Origin of the sequence: Pseudomonas sp. 2725 (assembly GCF_050434585.1) — a bacterium.
GTDB classification, from domain to species: domain Bacteria; phylum Pseudomonadota; class Gammaproteobacteria; order Pseudomonadales; family Pseudomonadaceae; genus Aquipseudomonas; species Aquipseudomonas jessenii.
The window spans coordinates 178,956-195,050 of record NZ_JBNDIV010000001.1 but is presented as its reverse complement, the minus strand read 5'-3'; the positions used below and the strand labels follow the sequence as shown (position 1 = coordinate 195,050).

14 protein-coding genes are annotated in these 16,095 nt (G+C 60.5%); 7 read left to right on the top strand and 7 right to left on the bottom strand.

From position 1 onward, the window contains the following. Positions 1 to 31: 31 nt before the first annotated feature. Positions 32 to 1,408 carry a signal recognition particle protein gene (ffh, locus tag ABIE16_RS00910; protein ID WP_090457559.1) on the bottom strand — a complete coding sequence of 459 codons (1,377 nt, stop codon included), beginning with the start codon at positions 1,406 to 1,408 and terminating at the stop codon, positions 32 to 34. Between the two features lie 210 nt (positions 1,409 to 1,618). On the opposite strand from ffh, the gene ABIE16_RS00905 reads away from it, so the two are divergent. The 5 genes from ABIE16_RS00905 to rlmF all read left to right on the top strand — a co-directional run bounded on the left by ABIE16_RS00905 (position 1,619) and on the right by rlmF (position 9,626). Continuing rightward, positions 1,619 to 2,431 carry a cytochrome C assembly family protein gene (locus ABIE16_RS00905; protein WP_429520404.1) on the top strand — a complete coding sequence of 271 codons (813 nt, stop codon included), beginning with the start codon at positions 1,619 to 1,621 and terminating at the stop codon, positions 2,429 to 2,431. Positions 2,432 to 2,443: 12 nt separating this feature from the next. Further along, positions 2,444 to 3,676 (top strand): transporter associated domain-containing protein, encoded by a 1,233-nt coding sequence (locus tag ABIE16_RS00900; RefSeq protein ID WP_429520403.1) that lies wholly within the window; start codon positions 2,444 to 2,446, stop codon positions 3,674 to 3,676. A gap of 255 nt (positions 3,677 to 3,931) precedes the next feature. Continuing rightward, on the top strand, positions 3,932 to 5,248 hold the full coding sequence (locus tag ABIE16_RS00895) for an MFS transporter (RefSeq protein ID WP_429520402.1): 1,317 nt from the start codon (positions 3,932 to 3,934) through the stop codon (positions 5,246 to 5,248). A gap of 239 nt (positions 5,249 to 5,487) precedes the next feature. Next, positions 5,488 to 8,334 carry a valine--tRNA ligase gene (locus tag ABIE16_RS00890; protein WP_102672256.1) on the top strand — a complete coding sequence of 949 codons (2,847 nt, stop codon included), beginning with the start codon at positions 5,488 to 5,490 and terminating at the stop codon, positions 8,332 to 8,334. Between the two features lie 269 nt (positions 8,335 to 8,603). Continuing rightward, complete coding sequence (gene rlmF, locus ABIE16_RS00885; protein WP_057713408.1) at positions 8,604 to 9,626, top strand: 23S rRNA (adenine(1618)-N(6))-methyltransferase RlmF; 1,023 nt, start codon at positions 8,604 to 8,606, stop codon at positions 9,624 to 9,626. Positions 9,627 to 9,800: 174 nt separating this feature from the next. Here rlmF and ABIE16_RS00880 read toward each other — a convergent pair whose 3' ends face one another. Continuing rightward, positions 9,801 to 10,082, bottom strand: a complete 282-nt coding sequence (locus ABIE16_RS00880) for an HU family DNA-binding protein (RefSeq protein ID WP_007905514.1) — start codon at positions 10,080 to 10,082, stop codon at positions 9,801 to 9,803. A 396-nt stretch (positions 10,083 to 10,478) separates the two neighbouring features. On the opposite strand from ABIE16_RS00880, the gene yejK reads away from it, so the two are divergent. Together yejK and ABIE16_RS00870 are read left to right on the top strand one after the other, a co-directional pair. Next, a complete protein-coding gene (yejK, locus tag ABIE16_RS00875; protein ID WP_008018580.1) occupies positions 10,479 to 11,483 on the top strand; it encodes a nucleoid-associated protein YejK in 1,005 nt (334 codons plus the stop codon). Continuing rightward, on the top strand, positions 11,483 to 11,833 hold the full coding sequence (locus ABIE16_RS00870) for a glutaredoxin family protein (RefSeq protein ID WP_057713407.1): 351 nt from the start codon (positions 11,483 to 11,485) through the stop codon (positions 11,831 to 11,833). Before yejK ends, ABIE16_RS00870 begins: the two co-directional genes overlap by 1 nt. A gap of 100 nt (positions 11,834 to 11,933) precedes the next feature. Here the strand turns inward: ABIE16_RS00870 and ABIE16_RS00865 are convergent, their stop codons facing one another. The 5 genes from ABIE16_RS00865 to ABIE16_RS00845 form a co-directional block, all read right to left on the bottom strand. Beyond that, the gene (locus tag ABIE16_RS00865; RefSeq protein ID WP_429520401.1) at positions 11,934 to 12,869 is read right to left on the bottom strand and encodes a glutathione S-transferase family protein; all 936 of its coding nucleotides are present in this window, start codon (positions 12,867 to 12,869) and stop codon (positions 11,934 to 11,936) included. 88 nt (positions 12,870 to 12,957) lie between these two features. After that, positions 12,958 to 13,278 (bottom strand): GIY-YIG nuclease family protein, encoded by a 321-nt coding sequence (locus ABIE16_RS00860; RefSeq protein WP_349736453.1) that lies wholly within the window; start codon positions 13,276 to 13,278, stop codon positions 12,958 to 12,960. Positions 13,279 to 13,318: 40 nt separating this feature from the next. Then, positions 13,319 to 13,789, bottom strand: a complete 471-nt coding sequence (locus ABIE16_RS00855) for a nuclear transport factor 2 family protein (RefSeq protein ID WP_057713404.1) — start codon at positions 13,787 to 13,789, stop codon at positions 13,319 to 13,321. A 111-nt stretch (positions 13,790 to 13,900) separates the two neighbouring features. Further along, complete coding sequence (locus ABIE16_RS00850; protein WP_218494241.1) at positions 13,901 to 15,205, bottom strand: CynX/NimT family MFS transporter; 1,305 nt, start codon at positions 15,203 to 15,205, stop codon at positions 13,901 to 13,903. Continuing rightward, positions 15,195 to 15,854 (bottom strand): FadR/GntR family transcriptional regulator, encoded by a 660-nt coding sequence (locus tag ABIE16_RS00845; RefSeq protein ID WP_090457574.1) that lies wholly within the window; start codon positions 15,852 to 15,854, stop codon positions 15,195 to 15,197. The genes ABIE16_RS00850 and ABIE16_RS00845 overlap by 11 nt, the downstream gene beginning before the upstream one ends. Between the last annotated feature and the right edge of the window lie 241 nt (positions 15,855 to 16,095).

Below are 16,095 nucleotides of genomic sequence, written 5' to 3'. Positions count from 1 at the left end.
CTGCGCCGGTGCGATGACCGGCGCGGATTTTTTACATCTTTGGCATGCCGCCGCCGGGCAACATTCCGCCCATGCCGCGCATCATCTTGGCCATTCCGCCTTTTGCGGAGAACTTCTTCATCATCTTCTGCATCTGCTTGTGCTGCTTGATCAAGCGGCCGATGTCCTGCACCTGGGTGCCGGAACCCATGGCGATCCGGCGCTTGCGCGAACCACTGATCATCTCAGGGTCGCGGCGCTCGGCCGGGGTCATGGAATTGATGATGGCTTCCATCTGCTTGAATTGCTTCTCTGCCGCACCCTGGGCGTTGCCCATTTGCGCCAGGTTCACGCCACCCATGTTCGGCAGCTTGTCCATGAGCCCGCCGAGGCCGCCCATGTTCTTCATCTGTTGCAGCTGATCGCGGAAGTCTTCGAGGTCGAAGCCCTTGCCCTTCTTCAGCTTCTTGGCCAGTTTGTCGGCCTTGTCCTTGTCGAGGGTCGCTTCTGCCTGCTCGATCAGACTGAGCACGTCGCCCATGCCGAGGATGCGCGAGGCGATACGCTCAGGATGGAACGGATCGAGCGCTTCGCTCTTCTCGCCCATACCGATGAACTTGATCGGCTTGCCGGTGATAGCGCGCACCGACAGTGCGGCACCGCCACGGGCGTCACCGTCGACCTTGGTCAGGATCACACCGGTCAGCGGCAATGCATCGCCGAAGGCCTTGGCCGTGTTGGCGGCGTCCTGGCCGGTCATGGCGTCTACCACGAACAGGGTTTCGACCGGGTTGATCGCGGCGTGCAGGGCCTTGATCTCGCCCATCATCTCTTCATCGATGTGCAGGCGACCGGCGGTATCGACGATGACCACGTCGATGAATTTGAGTTTGGCTTCCTTAATAGCCGCTTGCGCGATCGCGACCGGCTTCTGGCTCAGGTCGGACGGGAAGAAGGTAACGCCGACTTCACCGGCGAGCATTTCCAGTTGCTTGATCGCCGCTGGACGATAAACGTCGGCGGACACGACCATGACCGACTTTTTCTTGCGCTCTTTAAGGAAGCGCGCGAGCTTGCCGGCGGTGGTGGTTTTACCAGCGCCCTGCAAACCTGCCATGAGGATGACCGCTGGCGGCACTGCGCTCAGGTTCAAATCTTCGTTGGCCGCGCCCATCAGGCTTTCGAGTTCGGCCTGGACGATCTTCACGAAGGCCTGGCCCGGCGTCAGGCTGCGTGACACCTCGGTGCCGACGGCGCGTTCCTTGACCGAATTGACGAAGTCCTTGACCACCGGCAGGGCGACGTCGGCTTCGAGCAACGCCATGCGCACTTCGCGCAGGGTGTCTTTGATGTTGTCTTCAGTCAGCTTGGCCTTGCCGGTGACATGGCGCAGCGTCTGCGAGAGACGGTCGGTTAAGTTTTCAAACATTGCGCGATCCTTTCAGGCCCTGTGTAGACCGGGATAATGGCGGCCCGGACCGGACTAAACGTGTGCTCGGCGAGCCTGCGGCGTGGGCAGGTCGCGGATTATAGCGAAGACTGCGGCCGGCGGACACCTCGCCGTCGGGTTGCGCGGTCTTTCGTGTGGCGGGGGTTCTATGCCAAACTCAGCGACTTTCGGGCTTGCCTAACAGGATTTATGCTCCCCTTGTCACCCAGCTTGCTAACTACTCTCGCCGCCGCCTGCTTGTACGCCGCTGCGACCATTTACCAGGGCACTCGCCTGGCGTCCGGCGCCAAGGTCAACAAACGCCTGCTGGTCATACTCGGCGTGCTCGCCGTATTGGCCCACAGCGTCAGCCTGCTCACCCACCTGCTGACCCCGACCGGCCTGGCCCTGGACTTCTTCAGTGCCGCCAGCCTGATAGCCGTGGCGGTCATCGCACTGACCCTGCTGGCCTGCTCGCGGATTCCGGTGGAGAACCTGCTGGTCCTACTGCTCCCGCTTGGGGCCTTGACCGTGTTGCTGGCGCATTTTGCCCCCGCCGGCACGGTACAGATCATCAATGAGGAGCCGGGCATCCTCGCCCACATCCTGCTTTCGATTCTGGCCTATGGCATGTTCACCATCGCGGTGTTCCAGTCCTTGCTGCTGCTGATTCAAGACCACCAGCTCAAGCACAAACACCCATCCGGCCTGATCAAGAACTTCCCGCCGCTGCAAACCATGGAAAGCCTGCTGTTCGGTTTCCTATGGGCCGGCTGGACGCTGTTGTCGCTGTCGCTGATTTCCGGCTGGCTGTTCGTCGAGAACCTGTTCGCCCAGCATCTGGTGCACAAAACACTGCTGGCCTGCCTGGCCTGGGTCGTTTTCAGCGTGCTGCTGTGGGGACGCAATCGCCTTGGCTGGCGCGGGCACAAAGCCATTCGCTGGACCCTGGCCGGTTTTTGCCTGCTGATGCTGGCGTATTTCGGCAGCAAGCTGGTTCGTGAATACATCCTGCATATCTGACGGGCGGCATTAATGGACGACTTGCCCATAGGGCCGATGCTCGCGGTAGTGACCCTGCTGGTTTTATGGTCAGGGCTGTTTACCGCCATCGAAGCGGCGCACCAGCATTTGCTGGCCCAGCGCACCGCAACGCGTTCCAGCGACAAACCGGTAGCGAAACTCAGCTTCCCACTGGCCAGCCTGATTTTTTGCAACACCCTGTGCCGTGCACTCGTGGTGGTCATCAGCACCTTGCTGGCCATATTCACCTGGGCCGAGAACGGCCCGTGGGTCGCCTGCCTCGGAGCGGGCGCCATGTTGCTGGTGTTTTCCGACTATTTGCCACGCGCCCTCGCCACCCGCTATCCGGATGCGATCCTGGCCCAGGGCAACAACCTGCTACGGTTGCCGCTGAAAATCATCTATCCCGCGGCATGGCTGCTCAACAGCATCAGTCAGTTGCTGACGCGCCCATTCGCCCGTAAAGCCAAAGTGGTGCAACAAAGCGAGGACGAAACGCTGACGGAGCGGCATGCGCCCTCCGAAACCGCAAGCCGCCCTCACCCGCTGCCAGGCATCCACGCGCTGGACAACATTACCGTCAACGACATCCTGGTACCGCGCAGCGACGTGGACGGCATCAATCTCGATGACTCCATCGAAGAAATCATCGAACAATTGCGCCACAACAAACGCACGCGCCTGCCCGTGTTCCACAGCGATATCAACCAGGTCGAAGCCGTCCTCAACACCCGACACATCCTTCACTTGCTGCCCGATGCGAGCCTGACCAGGGAAGCGTTGCTGGCGGCCAGCCACGAGCCGTACTTCGTGCCGGAAAGTACCCCGTTGCAACTGCAACTGCTCAACTTTCACAAGCAGCAGCGGCGCCTGGGCATGGTGGTTGACGAATACGGCGAAGTACTGGGCATCGTCACCCTGGAAGACATTCTCGAAGAAATCGTCGGCGAGTTCGAAAGCCAGCAGAGCCTGGACAACCCACACATTCATCCGCAAGCCGACGGACGCCTGGTGATCGACGGTGCCGCGTCCATTCGCGAGCTGAACAAGAGCCTCGGCTGGCACCTGCCCAGCGATGGCCCGAAAACCCTGAACGGTCTGGTCACCGAGGCCCTGGAAACCATTCCCGAAAGCGCGGTGTGCCTGAAGATCGGCCGGTATCGCCTGGAAATTCTCGAAACCGAGGACAACCGTGTCACGCGGGTGCTGATCTGGCAGACCAGCCCGATGCCTGTCGTTATCTAAAACCCGCCACAATGTCCTCGCAAGCCCTCTTGTTCGATCGTTAGCCACCTTCCTATAATCGAAACGCTTACCCAAGCCTCGCCGGCCCCGTGCTTACCCCGCACTTCGCTGCATCCGGCCTGTCCACCAGCAAAGTCTGCAATAAACCGACGCCTGTTCCTACCTTGAACAGCGACCGTGCCTCCGCCCACATCCCTGGGTTCTCGACCATAATAATTCGCTCCACTGGAGCACATGACTGTCAGGGATAACCGCATGACGACCAGCACGACTTACAGCGACTCCACACCTGCGCAACCGACGAACTCCCCCACCCGCGTGGCCACCGCAAGCTTCATCGGTACCGCCATCGAGTTCTACGACTTCTACGTCTATGCCACCGCCGCCGCGCTGGTGATCGGCCCGGTGTTCTTTCCGCAGACATCCGGCACCGCCCAGATGCTTTCGGCTTTTCTCACGTTCGGCATCGCCTTCCTTGCACGCCCCTTGGGTTCGGCCCTTTTCGGTCACTTCGGCGACCGTATCGGCCGCAAGTCGACCCTGGTCGCCTCGCTGCTGCTGATGGGCGTGTGCACCACGCTGATCGGCGTGCTGCCGGGATACGACAGCATCGGCGCCTGGGCACCGATCCTGCTTTGCGTCCTGCGCTTCGGCCAAGGCCTTGGATTGGGCGGCGAATGGGGTGGCGCGGCATTGCTGGCCACGGAGAACGCGCCGAAAGGCAAGCGCGCGTGGTTCGGCATGTTCCCGCAGCTGGGTCCATCCATCGGCTTTCTGGCGGCCAACGGCCTGTTCCTGACCCTGGCTGTGGTGCTGGATGACGAACAGTTCCGCTCATGGGGCTGGCGTATTCCGTTCCTGCTCAGCGCCGCATTGGTGATGGTCGGCCTGTACGTTCGTCTCAAGCTGCATGAGACCCCGGTATTCGCCAACGCCATGGCGCGCCAGGAACGAGTGAAGATCCCGCTGTTCGAGCTGTTCGGCCAATACTGGGTACCCGTCTTGCTGGGCGCCGGCGCGATGGTCGTGTGCTACGCGCTGTTTTACATCTCCACCGTGTTTTCCCTGAGTTACGGCGTGGCAACGCTCGGCTACAGCCGCGAAACCTTCCTCGGCCTGTTGTGCTTCGCGGTGTTGTTCATGGCTGCCGCCACCCCGCTGTCGGCCTGGGCCAGCGACCGTTATGGGCGCAAACCGGTGCTGATCATCGGCGGTGTGCTGGCGATCCTGTCCGGCTTCCTCATGGAACCACTATTGACCCAAGGCTCGACCTGGGGCGTGGCGTTGTTCCTGTGCATCGAACTGTTTCTGATGGGTGTGACATTTGCGCCTATGGGGGCGTTGCTGCCGGAGCTGTTCCCCACCCACGTGCGCTACACCGGCGCCTCGGCGGCCTACAACCTGGGCGGTATCGTCGGTGCTTCCGCGGCGCCGTTCTTCGCCCAGAAACTGGTGGCGATGGGCGGGTTGAGTTATGTCGGCGGTTATGTGTCCGCGGCGGCGGTGCTGAGTTTGATCGCGGTGCTGTGCCTGAAGGAAACGCGACATAACGATTTGAATCAGGTCGCCTGACAGATTGCTTTCGCGGGCAAGCCCGCTCCCACAGGTTTTTTGTCGAACCACTATTTTGTGATCGACACTGATCCTGTGGGAGCGTGGCTTGCCCGCGATGGCGTCATTGCAGACAAAACACTCCCCGAAAAACCACAACTTTTCCCCCACCCATTGTCACCTCGCTCTACGCGCATGGGCTCATCCCCGCTATACTTCCCGGCTTTTCCTGAATAAATGCCAATAGGGTCCCGCCGCGCATGGATAAGACCTACCAGCCGCACGCCATTGAAACTTCCTGGTACAACACCTGGGAGTCAGAGAATTACTTCGCCCCGCAAGGCGCGGGCGAGTCCTACACCATCATGATCCCGCCGCCGAACGTCACCGGCAGCCTGCACATGGGTCACGGCTTCAACAACGCGATCATGGACGCCCTGATCCGTTTCCGCCGCATGCAGGGTCGCAACACCCTGTGGCAGCCGGGTACCGACCACGCCGGTATCGCCACGCAGATGTTGGTGGAGCGTCAGCTCGAAGCCAAGGGCCAGAGCCGCCATGACCTGGGCCGCGAGAAATTCCTCGAGAAGGTCTGGGAGTGGAAAGATGAGTCCGGTGGCAACATCAGCCGTCAGATCCGTCGCCTCGGTTCGTCCGTAGATTGGAGCCGCGAGCGCTTCACCATGGACGACGGCCTCTCGGAGGCCGTTAAAGAGGCTTTCGTCCGCCTGCACGAAGACGGCCTGATCTACCGCGGCAAGCGCCTGGTCAACTGGGACACCAAGCTGCACACGGCGATTTCCGACCTCGAAGTGGAAAACCACGACGAGAAAGGTTTCCTGTGGAACCTGAAATACCCGCTGGCCGACGGCGCCAAGACCGCTGAAGGCAACGACTTCCTGATCGTCGCGACCACTCGCCCGGAAACCATGCTCGGCGACTCCGCCGTGGCCGTTAACCCGAACGATGAACGCTACAAAGCCCTGATCGGCAAATTTGTCGAGCTGCCACTGGTTGGCCGCCGCATCCCGATCATCGCCGACGATTATTGCGACCCTGAATTCGGCACCGGCTGCGTGAAAATCACCCCGGCCCACGACTTCAACGACTATGAAGTCGGCAAGCGTCACAACCTGCCGCTGCTGAACATCTTCGACAAGAACGCATCGGTCCTGCCGGCTTGCCAGGTGTTCAACCTCGACGGCACGCTGAACGAAACCATCGACGGCAAGATCCCGGCCGAATACGCCGGTCTCGACCGCTTCGAAGCGCGCAAGCAGATCGTGGCCGCGTTCGACGCCGCCGGCCTGTTGGTCAGCGTTGACGATCACGCCCTGAAGGTGCCGAAAGGCGACCGCTCCGGCACCGTCATCGAGCCTTGGCTGACCGACCAGTGGTACGTGTCCACCAAGCCTTTGGCCGAGCCTGCGATTGCCGCCGTTGAAGACGGTCGTATCCAGTTCGTGCCGAAGCAGTACGAAAACATGTACTTCTCGTGGATGCGCGACATCCAGGACTGGTGCATCAGCCGCCAGCTGTGGTGGGGCCACCGGATTCCGGCCTGGTACGACGAGTCGGGCAAGGTCTACGTCGGTCGCGACGAAGCCGAAGTGCGGGCCAAGCACAGCATCGGCCCGGACGTTGCGCTGCAACAGGACAACGACGTTCTCGACACCTGGTTCAGCTCGGGCCTGTGGACGTTCTCCACCCTCGGCTGGCCGGAAAAAACCGAGTTCCTGAAGAAATTCCACTCCACCGACGTCCTGGTGACTGGCTTCGACATCATTTTCTTCTGGGTTGCCCGGATGATCATGCTCACCATGCATTTGGTGAAAAACGAAGACGGCACTCCGCAGGTTCCGTTCAAGACCGTCTACGTCCACGGCCTGGTGCGCGATGGCCAGGGCCAGAAGATGTCCAAGTCCAAGGGCAACGTCCTGGACCCGCTGGACATCATCGACGGCATCGAACTCGAAGCCCTGGTGCAGAAGCGCACCTCCGGCATGATGCAGCCGAAACTGGCGAAGAAGATCGAGAAGCAGACCCGCGACGAGTTCGCCGAAGGCATCGCCAGCTACGGCACCGACGCCCTGCGCTTCACCTTCTGCTCGCTGGCGTCCACCGGTCGTGACATCAAGTTCGACATGGGCCGCGTCGAAGGCTATCGCAACTTCTGCAACAAGATCTGGAACGCGGCGCGCTACGTACTGGACAAGGGCGAAGACTGCGGCCAGAACGGCGAAGCCTTTGAGCTGTCCCTAGCTGACCGCTGGATCATTTCGCAGCTGCAGCGCACCGAAGCCGAAGTGACCCGCCAGCTTGACCAGTTCCGTTTCGACCTGGCAGCACAAGCCTTGTACGAGTTCATCTGGAACCAGTATTGCGACTGGTACCTGGAACTCTCCAAGCCTGTGCTGTGGGACGAAAACGCACCGGTCGAACGCCAGCGTGGCACCCGTCGCACCCTGGTACGCGTACTGGAAGTCGCCCTGCGTCTGGCGCACCCGTTCATGCCATTCATCACCGAAGAAATCTGGCAACGCATCGCGCCGCTGGCCGGCATCGAAGGCAAGACGATCATGCTGCAACCTTGGCCAGTGGCCAACGAAACACGCATCGATCAGGCGGCCGAAGATGACATCGAATGGCTCAAGGGCCTGATGCTCGGCACCCGTAACATCCGCGGCGAAATGAACATCGGCCCGGGCAAACCGCTGCCACTGTTCCTGAAGAACGTCAGCGCCGAAGATCAGCGTCGTCTGACCGAGAATGAAGCCCTGCTGAAGAAGCTGGCGCGCCTGGAATCGATCACCGTACTGGCTGCTGGCGAAGAAGCACCGCTGTCCGCCACCGCGCTGGTCGGCGAGATGGAAGTGCTGGTGCCAATGGCCGGCTTGATCGACAAAGGTGCGGAACTGGCGCGTCTGGACAAGGAAATCCAGCGTCTGCAAGGTGAAGTGCAACGAGTCGGCGGCAAGCTGTCCAACGCCGGTTTCGTTGACAAGGCACCGGCTGAAGTCATCGAGAAAGAACGCGCCAAACTGGCCGAGGCCGAACAGGCCCTGGGCAAGCTGGCCGAGCAGCATGCGCGGATTGCCAGCCTGTAACGGCGAGTCGCAATGAAAAAGGGAGGCCAGCAATGGCCTCCCTTTTTTGTGCCTGTTGTCCCATTTTCCCAAACGCCAAAAATCCCCTGTGGGAGCGAGCTTGCTCGCGACGAGGCCATAACATTCAACATCAATATTGACTGACCGACCGCCATCGCGAGCAAGCTCGCTCCCACAAGGGACAGCGGTGTTTGCCACAATTGGGTTCACACGGGCCGGATGTGGGACAATGCCCGCCACTTTTAGCCATACCCGAATCGACCACCGCCATGACCGCCCCCCGCTCCCCCAAGCCTGCGCGCAAAAAGCCTGCCCCGAAGACCCCGGCCACGGCCGTCGCCCCGAAGGAAAAGGCCAGCCTGCACCCGCGCAATCGCCATCAGGGTCGCTACGACTTTCCGGCGCTGATCAAAAGTGCCCCGGAACTGAAGAAATTCGTAATCATCAATCCGTACGGCAAGGAAAGCATCGACTTCGCCAGCCCGGAAGCCGTGCGGGTGTTCAACCGAGCGCTGCTCAAGTCGTTCTATGGCATCGCTCACTGGGACATTCCGGCCGACTACCTGTGCCCACCGGTGCCAGGCCGCGCCGATTACGTGCACTTCCTCGCCGACCTGCTGGCCAGTGGCAATGACGGTGTGATCCCCCGTGGCGCCGCCGTGAAGGTGCTGGACATCGGCATGGGCGCCAACTGCGTGTATCCGCTGATCGGTTACAGCGACTATCGCTGGCAGTTCCTTGGTTCCGATATCGATGCGACCGCCATCGCCGCGGCGAAGGCGATCATTCAATCCAATGGCCTGAACAAAGCGATCCAGGTACGCCAGCAGAGCAACCCCAAGCAGATCCTCACCGGCCTGCTGGAGAGCGCAGAGCGGTTCGACCTGACCATGTGCAACCCGCCATTCCACGCCTCGCTGGACGAGGCCACACGGGGTAGCACACGCAAATGGCGAGCCCTGGGCAAGGCCGATCCGAAACGCAAGCTGCCGGTATTGAACTTTGGCGGCCAAGCGGCGGAATTGTGGTGTGAGGGCGGAGAAGTGCGTTTCGTCACGCAACTGGTCAGCGAGAGTGTGCAGGTGGCGCAACAAGTGCTGTGGTTCAGCACACTGGTGTCGAAGGCGTCGAACCTGCCGGCGATCCAGGCGGCCCTGAACAAGGCCGGCGCGCTGGACAGTCAGGTAGTGGAAATGGGTCAGGGACAGAAGCAGAGCCGCTTCGTGGCGTGGACCTTCCAGACTCCAGTCCAGCAACAGGTTTGGCGCGAACGTTGGGCGCCTAAAAACTAAAACATGTCCACCTGCAGGAGCGAGCCTGCTCGCGAAAAACCTGAGAGCAACGCGTTCATTCAGACTGCCCGCGTTATCGTTTGCGCCCATCGCGAGCAGGCTCGCTCCTACAATCGCAGGCACAAAAAAACCGTGCCCGGATCGCTCCGGTGCACGGTTTTTTTTTAACAAGTCTTACTTGTTAACAGCGTCGGTCAGGCCTTTGGCCACAACCAGCTTGATCACTTTCTTGGCAGCGATTTCGATGGCAGCGCCAGTCGAAGGGTTACGGCCAGTACGGGCAGGGCGCTCAGTCACTTTCAGCTTGCCGATACCTGGCAGAGTGATTTCGCCGCCGTTTTCCAGCTGATCGGCAACGATTTGGCCCAGTTGGTCCAGAGCGTTACGCGCGGTGGTTTTCGGCGCGTCGATAGCTTCAGCGATGTCGGCGATCAGTTGGTCTTTAGTAAGAGCCATTTAGTGTTCCTTCCCTATCAAATTCATATGGATTGCAGAGTGCAATGTCAGCTATCGAGCCCGATCTTCTGGATCTGGCACCCTCGGCCAAATAACCTCGGGATCGGGGTTATAGATACCGAAATCAGGGTTTGGTTCGACCTGACAAATGCTGACTGCACGCTTAACGCAGTGACTTCGCGCAAGACCGGGCAAAGCTAGCACAGAGACGGGGAAATATCCGCCTCCAGCTACCCATTTGGTCAGCTTTATTGCTCTAAATCGGGAAAAAATCGCATAAGCGCCGCCGGTCGCCCGGGAATTGGCCTTCGCACCGCGCCAAAACCAGTGGTTGCGGTACACTGGGCGCTTTTTCGGGGGAGCGCGCCCTCCTCTCTTCATTCAGCCGAGAAGCCCATGCCGATCCGTCATTGCATCGTCCACCTGATCGACAAAAAACCCGACGGCACACCTGCAGTTCTCCACGCCCGCGACTCTGAACTGGCTGAGTCTGCGGCCATCGAGAACATGCTCGCCGACCTCAACGAAAGCTATAACGCCAAACAGGGTAAAGCCTGGGGCCTGTTCCATCCGGAATCCGGCGCGTTCCCGTTCAGCGGCTGGCTGAAGGAGTACCTCGAGGGCGGTCAGGATTTCACTGCGTTCAGCCGCGTGGCGGTCGAGCATCTGCAGAAACTGATGGAGGAGTCGAACCTGTCGGTCGGCGGCCACGTGCTGTTCGCACACTATCAGCAAGGCATGACCGACTACCTGGCCATCGCCCTGCTGCACCACAGTGAAGGCGTGGCCGTAACCGACGAACTGGACGTGACGCCATCCCGCCACCTCGACCTTGGCCAGTTGCACCTGGCGGCGCGGATCAACGTTTCCGAGTGGCAGAACAACAAACAATCCAAGCAGTACATTTCGTTCATCAAAGGCAAGAACGGCAAAAAGGTTTCGGAGTATTTCCGCGACTTCATTGGCTGCCAGGAAGGCGTCGACGGTCCAGGTGAAACCCGCACCCTGCTCAAGGCCTTCAGTGATTTCGTTGAAAGCGAAGACCTGCCGGAAGACGACGCCCGCGAGAAGACCAAGACCCTGGTGGATTACGCCAGTAGCCAGGCCAAGCTCGGTGAGCCGATGGGCCTGGAAGAGTTGTCGGGGCTGATCGACGAAGAACGCCCGAAGGCTTTCTACGATCACATCCGCAACAAGGATTACGGCCTCTCGCCGGAAATCCCGGCCGATAAACGCACCCTGAACCAGTTCCGCCGATTCACTGGTCGCGCCGAAGGCCTGTCGATCAGTTTCGAAGCACACCTGCTGGGTTCGAAGATCGAGTACGACGAGGAAGCCGGCACGTTGATCATCAAGGGCCTGCCCACTTCGCTCACCGATCAGCTGAAGCGTCGCAACTGATGCTCGGCGGCGTACTGAAGAAATTCCTGCTGATCCTGCTGGTGGTCGTGGCCTATCAGAACTGGGGCAAGATCGAGCGGGTGTTCAATCCATCGCAAGTGGTGTCGGCGCAGACGCAGGCCAAGGCCAACGTTGTGCTCTACGCCACCGAATGGTGTGGTTACTGCAAGCTGACCCGGCGCTTCCTCGACCAGAAAGGCATTGCGTACAAGGAGTTCGACATCGAGAAGGATGCTGCCGCGCGCGAGGACTATCAGGCGCTGGGCGGTGGGGGCATTCCGATCATCGATGTGAACGGGACGCTGATTCGCGGGTATGACCCGGATGCGATTCTGGCTGCGTTGAAGTAACTGTGGGAGCGAGCTTGCTCGCGATGAGGCCAACACAGCCAACAATTTTGTTGAATGTCAGTCCGCCATCGCGAGCAAGCTCGCTCCCACAAAATTTTTTTCAGCAGGCTTCGATCCGGAAACCAAACCGCGGGAAGTGCACATGCACCACACCGCCGCGCTCGTCCTCGCGCCGTACAATCAGTTCTTCGCGGCCGGCAAACAACAACTCCCCTGCCACTGGATCCACACCGTAGTCCGTGGCTGCGATCACTACCTGCTGCCCTGCCTTGAATCCATTGGGATCGACGAATTGCTCATCCGGCAAAGCCGCTGGCGTGGACGTGCGCGCCACTGCCAGAGCCTCCTCGGAACTCATCTCGCTGGATGCGCCATGACCGAAGCCCAATACCCGCGCATGCCATGCATTGACTGCCGGATAAGCTTCGACCAGCGGAGCCGTCACCGGCGTGGCCTTGAGGAACCAGAGGCAATGAGCCAGGGCGAAGTCGGCAATCGACGGCTCGCCAAACAGGTAGTCACCCTCCTCGCGCTGCAACTGCAGCTCCAGACGCGACATGATCGTCGGCCACTGATGCTTCGCCTGTTCGGTAGACAATTTTGTCGCGCTACCACCACTGAACAAACCGGCGCGGTCGGCCAGAAACGCCTTGATCGCTTCCTGCGGTAAATTACCGAAACGCACGGCAATCGATTCCGGCTGGAACACCAGGCTCACCGCATGCTGGAACACCACCGAATCAGCCCAGGCGGCAAAGGACGCAGCGATCATTTCCTGACCTTCCGGGAAGAACGCCGGCAAGGCCTTTTCCTGCTCCAGTCGCCGGGCAATCAATGCCGTGTCGCAATAGATATCGGCACCGACCTGCAACACCGGTGTCTTGCGGTAGCCACCGGTCAACGCCGTGAGATCCGGTTTTGGCATCACTGGCGAGATCTTCACCGAGCGCCAGGACAAGCCCTTGAAGCCCAGCAGCAGGCGGGCCTTCTCGGCAAAGGGGGACGTCGGGTAATGATGCAGAATCAACTCGGACATGCTCGGCTCCGCCGCAAGGATCAGGAGTCCGCAGCTTAGCGCGCAATCACCTGGTAGCCTACAGATCTGCCTGATGGGAACCGATCAGTCAGAGTGATAAGCCAGGGGCTGTGCTCGCTGCGCTCGCCACCAGGCATTCCTTGGCGCTCTTCTTGAGTTTCTTGATCAGCCGCTCCTGACGCAACGCATCGCTTTTGTCGCGACAGCGTTCGGTGTAGACCAGGGCCATGGCCGGGCTGGAAAGAAAGAATCGCGCGCCCTTGCCGCTTTGATGCTTGGCGAAGCGACGCACGGGATCATCGCTGATCCCGCAATAGAGCGACCCGTTGGCCGCGCGAACGAGGTAGACGAACCAGGTTTTGCTCGCGGGGGTGTCGGCGTCGACAGGGCTTTCGCTGAGGGTGGTCACGTAACGATCAGGGCTTGAAGGAAAACAAGCCGCGATCTTATCAGCGACTGGCCTGGAATGCCTTCAGCCCCTTCAGGGCCTGTGAGCGAACGGCGTTGCGAACAAGTGGCGTCCAGCCCAACAGCAGACCTTTGAAACCCAGGGCCTGGCGTGACCATGTCCACAGGTCGAAACTGTCGTGATGTTCGCAAATCTTGCCATCGCGAAAGACAAAGCGTGCCTGGATGTCATTGACCACGGTATTGCCAGTCTGGCTGAACAGATAGGTCGCGACCCAATGGGCGCTACCGATACGATCATCGGCACGGACATGATCGAAGGTCAGGGAGAAATCCTTGGCGCGGGTGGTGAGCATGCACCACATATCACCAGCATCACGACCACGAAGCTCGCCGAACGCCGGGTCACTGAACACCACGTCATCGGTGTAGCAGGCAGCCATCGCCTCGCCATCGAGACGCTGGAAGGCCTGGTAGAAACGGGTGATCAAGGCGCTGTGGACTTCACTCATGGGCAGACTCCCTGTTGTGCAATGGGTATCGAAAGATTGCCTGCACGATAGTCTGCAAATGGGTCGAACACTATCGGCATTCGCAAGACGAATACCGACAGTGTGCGGGAATCAGACCTTTTCGCTTTCGACCTGCACGTACAACGCACGTCCGGCCCCCAGGCCGGCGAGGATCGCACCTAAGCCGATGACACCGAAGATCCAGCCCACGGCCGTCCAGCCGCCGGTCCAGTCATGTACGATGCCGACCGCGAACGGCCCCATGGACGCCAGGGTGTAACCGAAGCCCTGGGCCATGCTCGACAGGTTCGCCGCAACGTGGGAGTCCCGCGAGCGCAGCACGATCAGGGTCAATGCCAGGCTGAACGTGGCGCCCTGCCCCAGCCCCAGCACAATCGCCCAGCCCCACAGACCTTCAATCGGGGCGTACAGGCAACCGAACAGACCGCCGAGGGTCAGGGCCATCACGATCACAATCGCCAGGCGCTGATCCTTGCCGCGCGTCGCCAGCCATGGCGCGGCGAGGGAGCTGACCAGTTGAACGATCACCGAACCCGACAGCACCAGACCGGCCTGGGTCGGAGTCAGGCCGCGTCCGATCAGGATCGACGGCAACCAGCCGAAAACGATGTAGGCCAGGGACGATTGCAGGCCCATGTACAAGGTCACTTGCCAGGCCAGCGGATCGCGCAGCAATCCGCGAACCCGGTAGGCGACGTTGTGCGCGCCGTGTTTCTGGCCGACTTGCGGCAACCAGAACAGCGCGGCCGCTAATGCCGGAATGACCCAGAAGCCGAGGCCCATCGCCCAATTCTTGTCGAAGTGTTCACTCAATGGCACGGTCGCACCCGCCGCCATCGCCGCGCCCAGGCACAGGGCCATGGTGTAGACACCGGTCATGGTCCCGGCCTGTTTCGGGAAGTCGCGCTTGACGATGCCCGGCAGCAACACGCCAATCACGCCGATGCTGGCACCGGCCAGCACACTGCCGGCAAACAGACCGATTTCACCGAACGAACTGCGCAGGATGATCCCGCCCGCCAGGGTCAGAAGAATGCCCAGCACCACCCGCTCCGCACCAAATCGCCGCGCCAGCACGGGTGCCAACGGCGCAAACAGGCCAAGGCAAAGCACAGGCAACGTGGTCAGCAACCCCGCCGCGGACGCCGACAAGTCAAGGGACTTCGAGACCTCGCTGAGCATCGGCGCCATGCTCGACAGCGCCGGGCGCAGGTTCAGCGCCACCAGAATCAGGCCCAGCAGCAACAGCCAGGGCCGGTGCAGAACCGGGTGAGCTTGCTGGACCTGTTCGTCATCGGCCTCGGCATCGATCAGCAACTCTTCCAGCTCGGCCGAACGTTTGAGGGCTGTGGATAACTCACTGCGGTGCATGGACTTCTCGGTTTCAAGGTTCATTGATCAACTGCCTCGACAGGGCTTTGGCTCGTTCCGGGTCGCGTTGCTCGACGGCATCGAGCAACGCGATGTGCAGGTCGAACACTTCCTGACGGCGCGGGACGATGTTCAGGATCTGGCGCAATTGGGCGCCGACGACGCTGGAGAAATAGCGATACAACTCGCTGAGGGTCGGGTTGTGTGCGGCGTCCACCAACCGGCGGTGAAACACCAGGTCGCAGGCGATGTAGGTGTCGAGATCGCCGTGATAGTGGCTGCCGCTGACACTCAGGGCCTCGCGCAAAGCCACCAGATCTTCATCGGTTCGGCGCACTGCCGCCAGGCCAATGGCCTCGACTTCGAGGATGTGCCGGGTTTCCCGGGCCTGATCAAGAGAACAACGGGACAGCGCCTTCAACGTATCGAGCGGATCGACCACCGCCCGCAGGTAACTGCCGTCGCCCTGACGGATTTCGATCAACCCGGAAAACGCCAACACGCGCATGGCTTCGCGCACGGTGTTGCGACTGATGCCCAGCTCGGCGGACAACTCGGGCTCGGTGGGCAAGCGCTGGCCCACGACCCAGGTGCCCTGGTTGATGCGCTGGCGCAACTGATCCAGGGCCTGATCGACCAGGGATCGTTTCACTAATGGAGAAATTTCTGACATGGAATTCGCCCTGTCATCCAATCATAGGATGAATTTTCTGACATGTTAGTCAACATATCCCAGAACGGCAACAGCCCTCCCCCTGTAGGAGCGAGCTTGCTCGCGATGGTCGTCAACGATAACGCTGGTTGGCAGGCACCCCGCAGCGCTCTCCAGTCCATCGCGAGCAAGCTCGCTCCTACAGGGGTATGAGTTTTCCGCAGGCAAAAAAAACCCGGAACATGTCCGGGTTTATTTCAGT

Excerpts from the sequence above, each read along its gene's own strand:
- ABIE16_RS00850 (WP_218494241.1), bottom strand. The coding sequence starts at position 15,205 with ATGAACCTTGAAACCGAGAAGTCCATGCACCGCAGTGAGTTATCCACA.
- ffh (WP_090457559.1), bottom strand. The coding sequence starts at position 1,408 with ATGTTTGAAAACTTAACCGACCGTCTCTCGCAGACGCTGCGCCATGTC.
- ABIE16_RS00845 (WP_090457574.1), bottom strand. The coding sequence starts at position 15,854 with ATGTCAGAAATTTCTCCATTAGTGAAACGATCCCTGGTCGATCAGGCC.
- ABIE16_RS00895 (WP_429520402.1), top strand. The coding sequence starts at position 3,932 with ATGACGACCAGCACGACTTACAGCGACTCCACACCTGCGCAACCGACG.
- ABIE16_RS00865 (WP_429520401.1), bottom strand. The coding sequence starts at position 12,869 with ATGTCCGAGTTGATTCTGCATCATTACCCGACGTCCCCCTTTGCCGAG.
- ABIE16_RS00905 (WP_429520404.1), top strand. The coding sequence starts at position 1,619 with ATGCTCCCCTTGTCACCCAGCTTGCTAACTACTCTCGCCGCCGCCTGC.
- ABIE16_RS00855 (WP_057713404.1), bottom strand. The coding sequence starts at position 13,789 with ATGAGTGAAGTCCACAGCGCCTTGATCACCCGTTTCTACCAGGCCTTC.
- ABIE16_RS00890 (WP_102672256.1), top strand. The coding sequence starts at position 5,488 with ATGGATAAGACCTACCAGCCGCACGCCATTGAAACTTCCTGGTACAAC.
- ABIE16_RS00870 (WP_057713407.1), top strand. The coding sequence starts at position 11,483 with ATGCTCGGCGGCGTACTGAAGAAATTCCTGCTGATCCTGCTGGTGGTC.
- rlmF (WP_057713408.1), top strand. The coding sequence starts at position 8,604 with ATGACCGCCCCCCGCTCCCCCAAGCCTGCGCGCAAAAAGCCTGCCCCG.
- yejK (WP_008018580.1), top strand. The coding sequence starts at position 10,479 with ATGCCGATCCGTCATTGCATCGTCCACCTGATCGACAAAAAACCCGAC.
- ABIE16_RS00900 (WP_429520403.1), top strand. The coding sequence starts at position 2,444 with ATGGACGACTTGCCCATAGGGCCGATGCTCGCGGTAGTGACCCTGCTG.
- ABIE16_RS00880 (WP_007905514.1), bottom strand. The coding sequence starts at position 10,082 with ATGGCTCTTACTAAAGACCAACTGATCGCCGACATCGCTGAAGCTATC.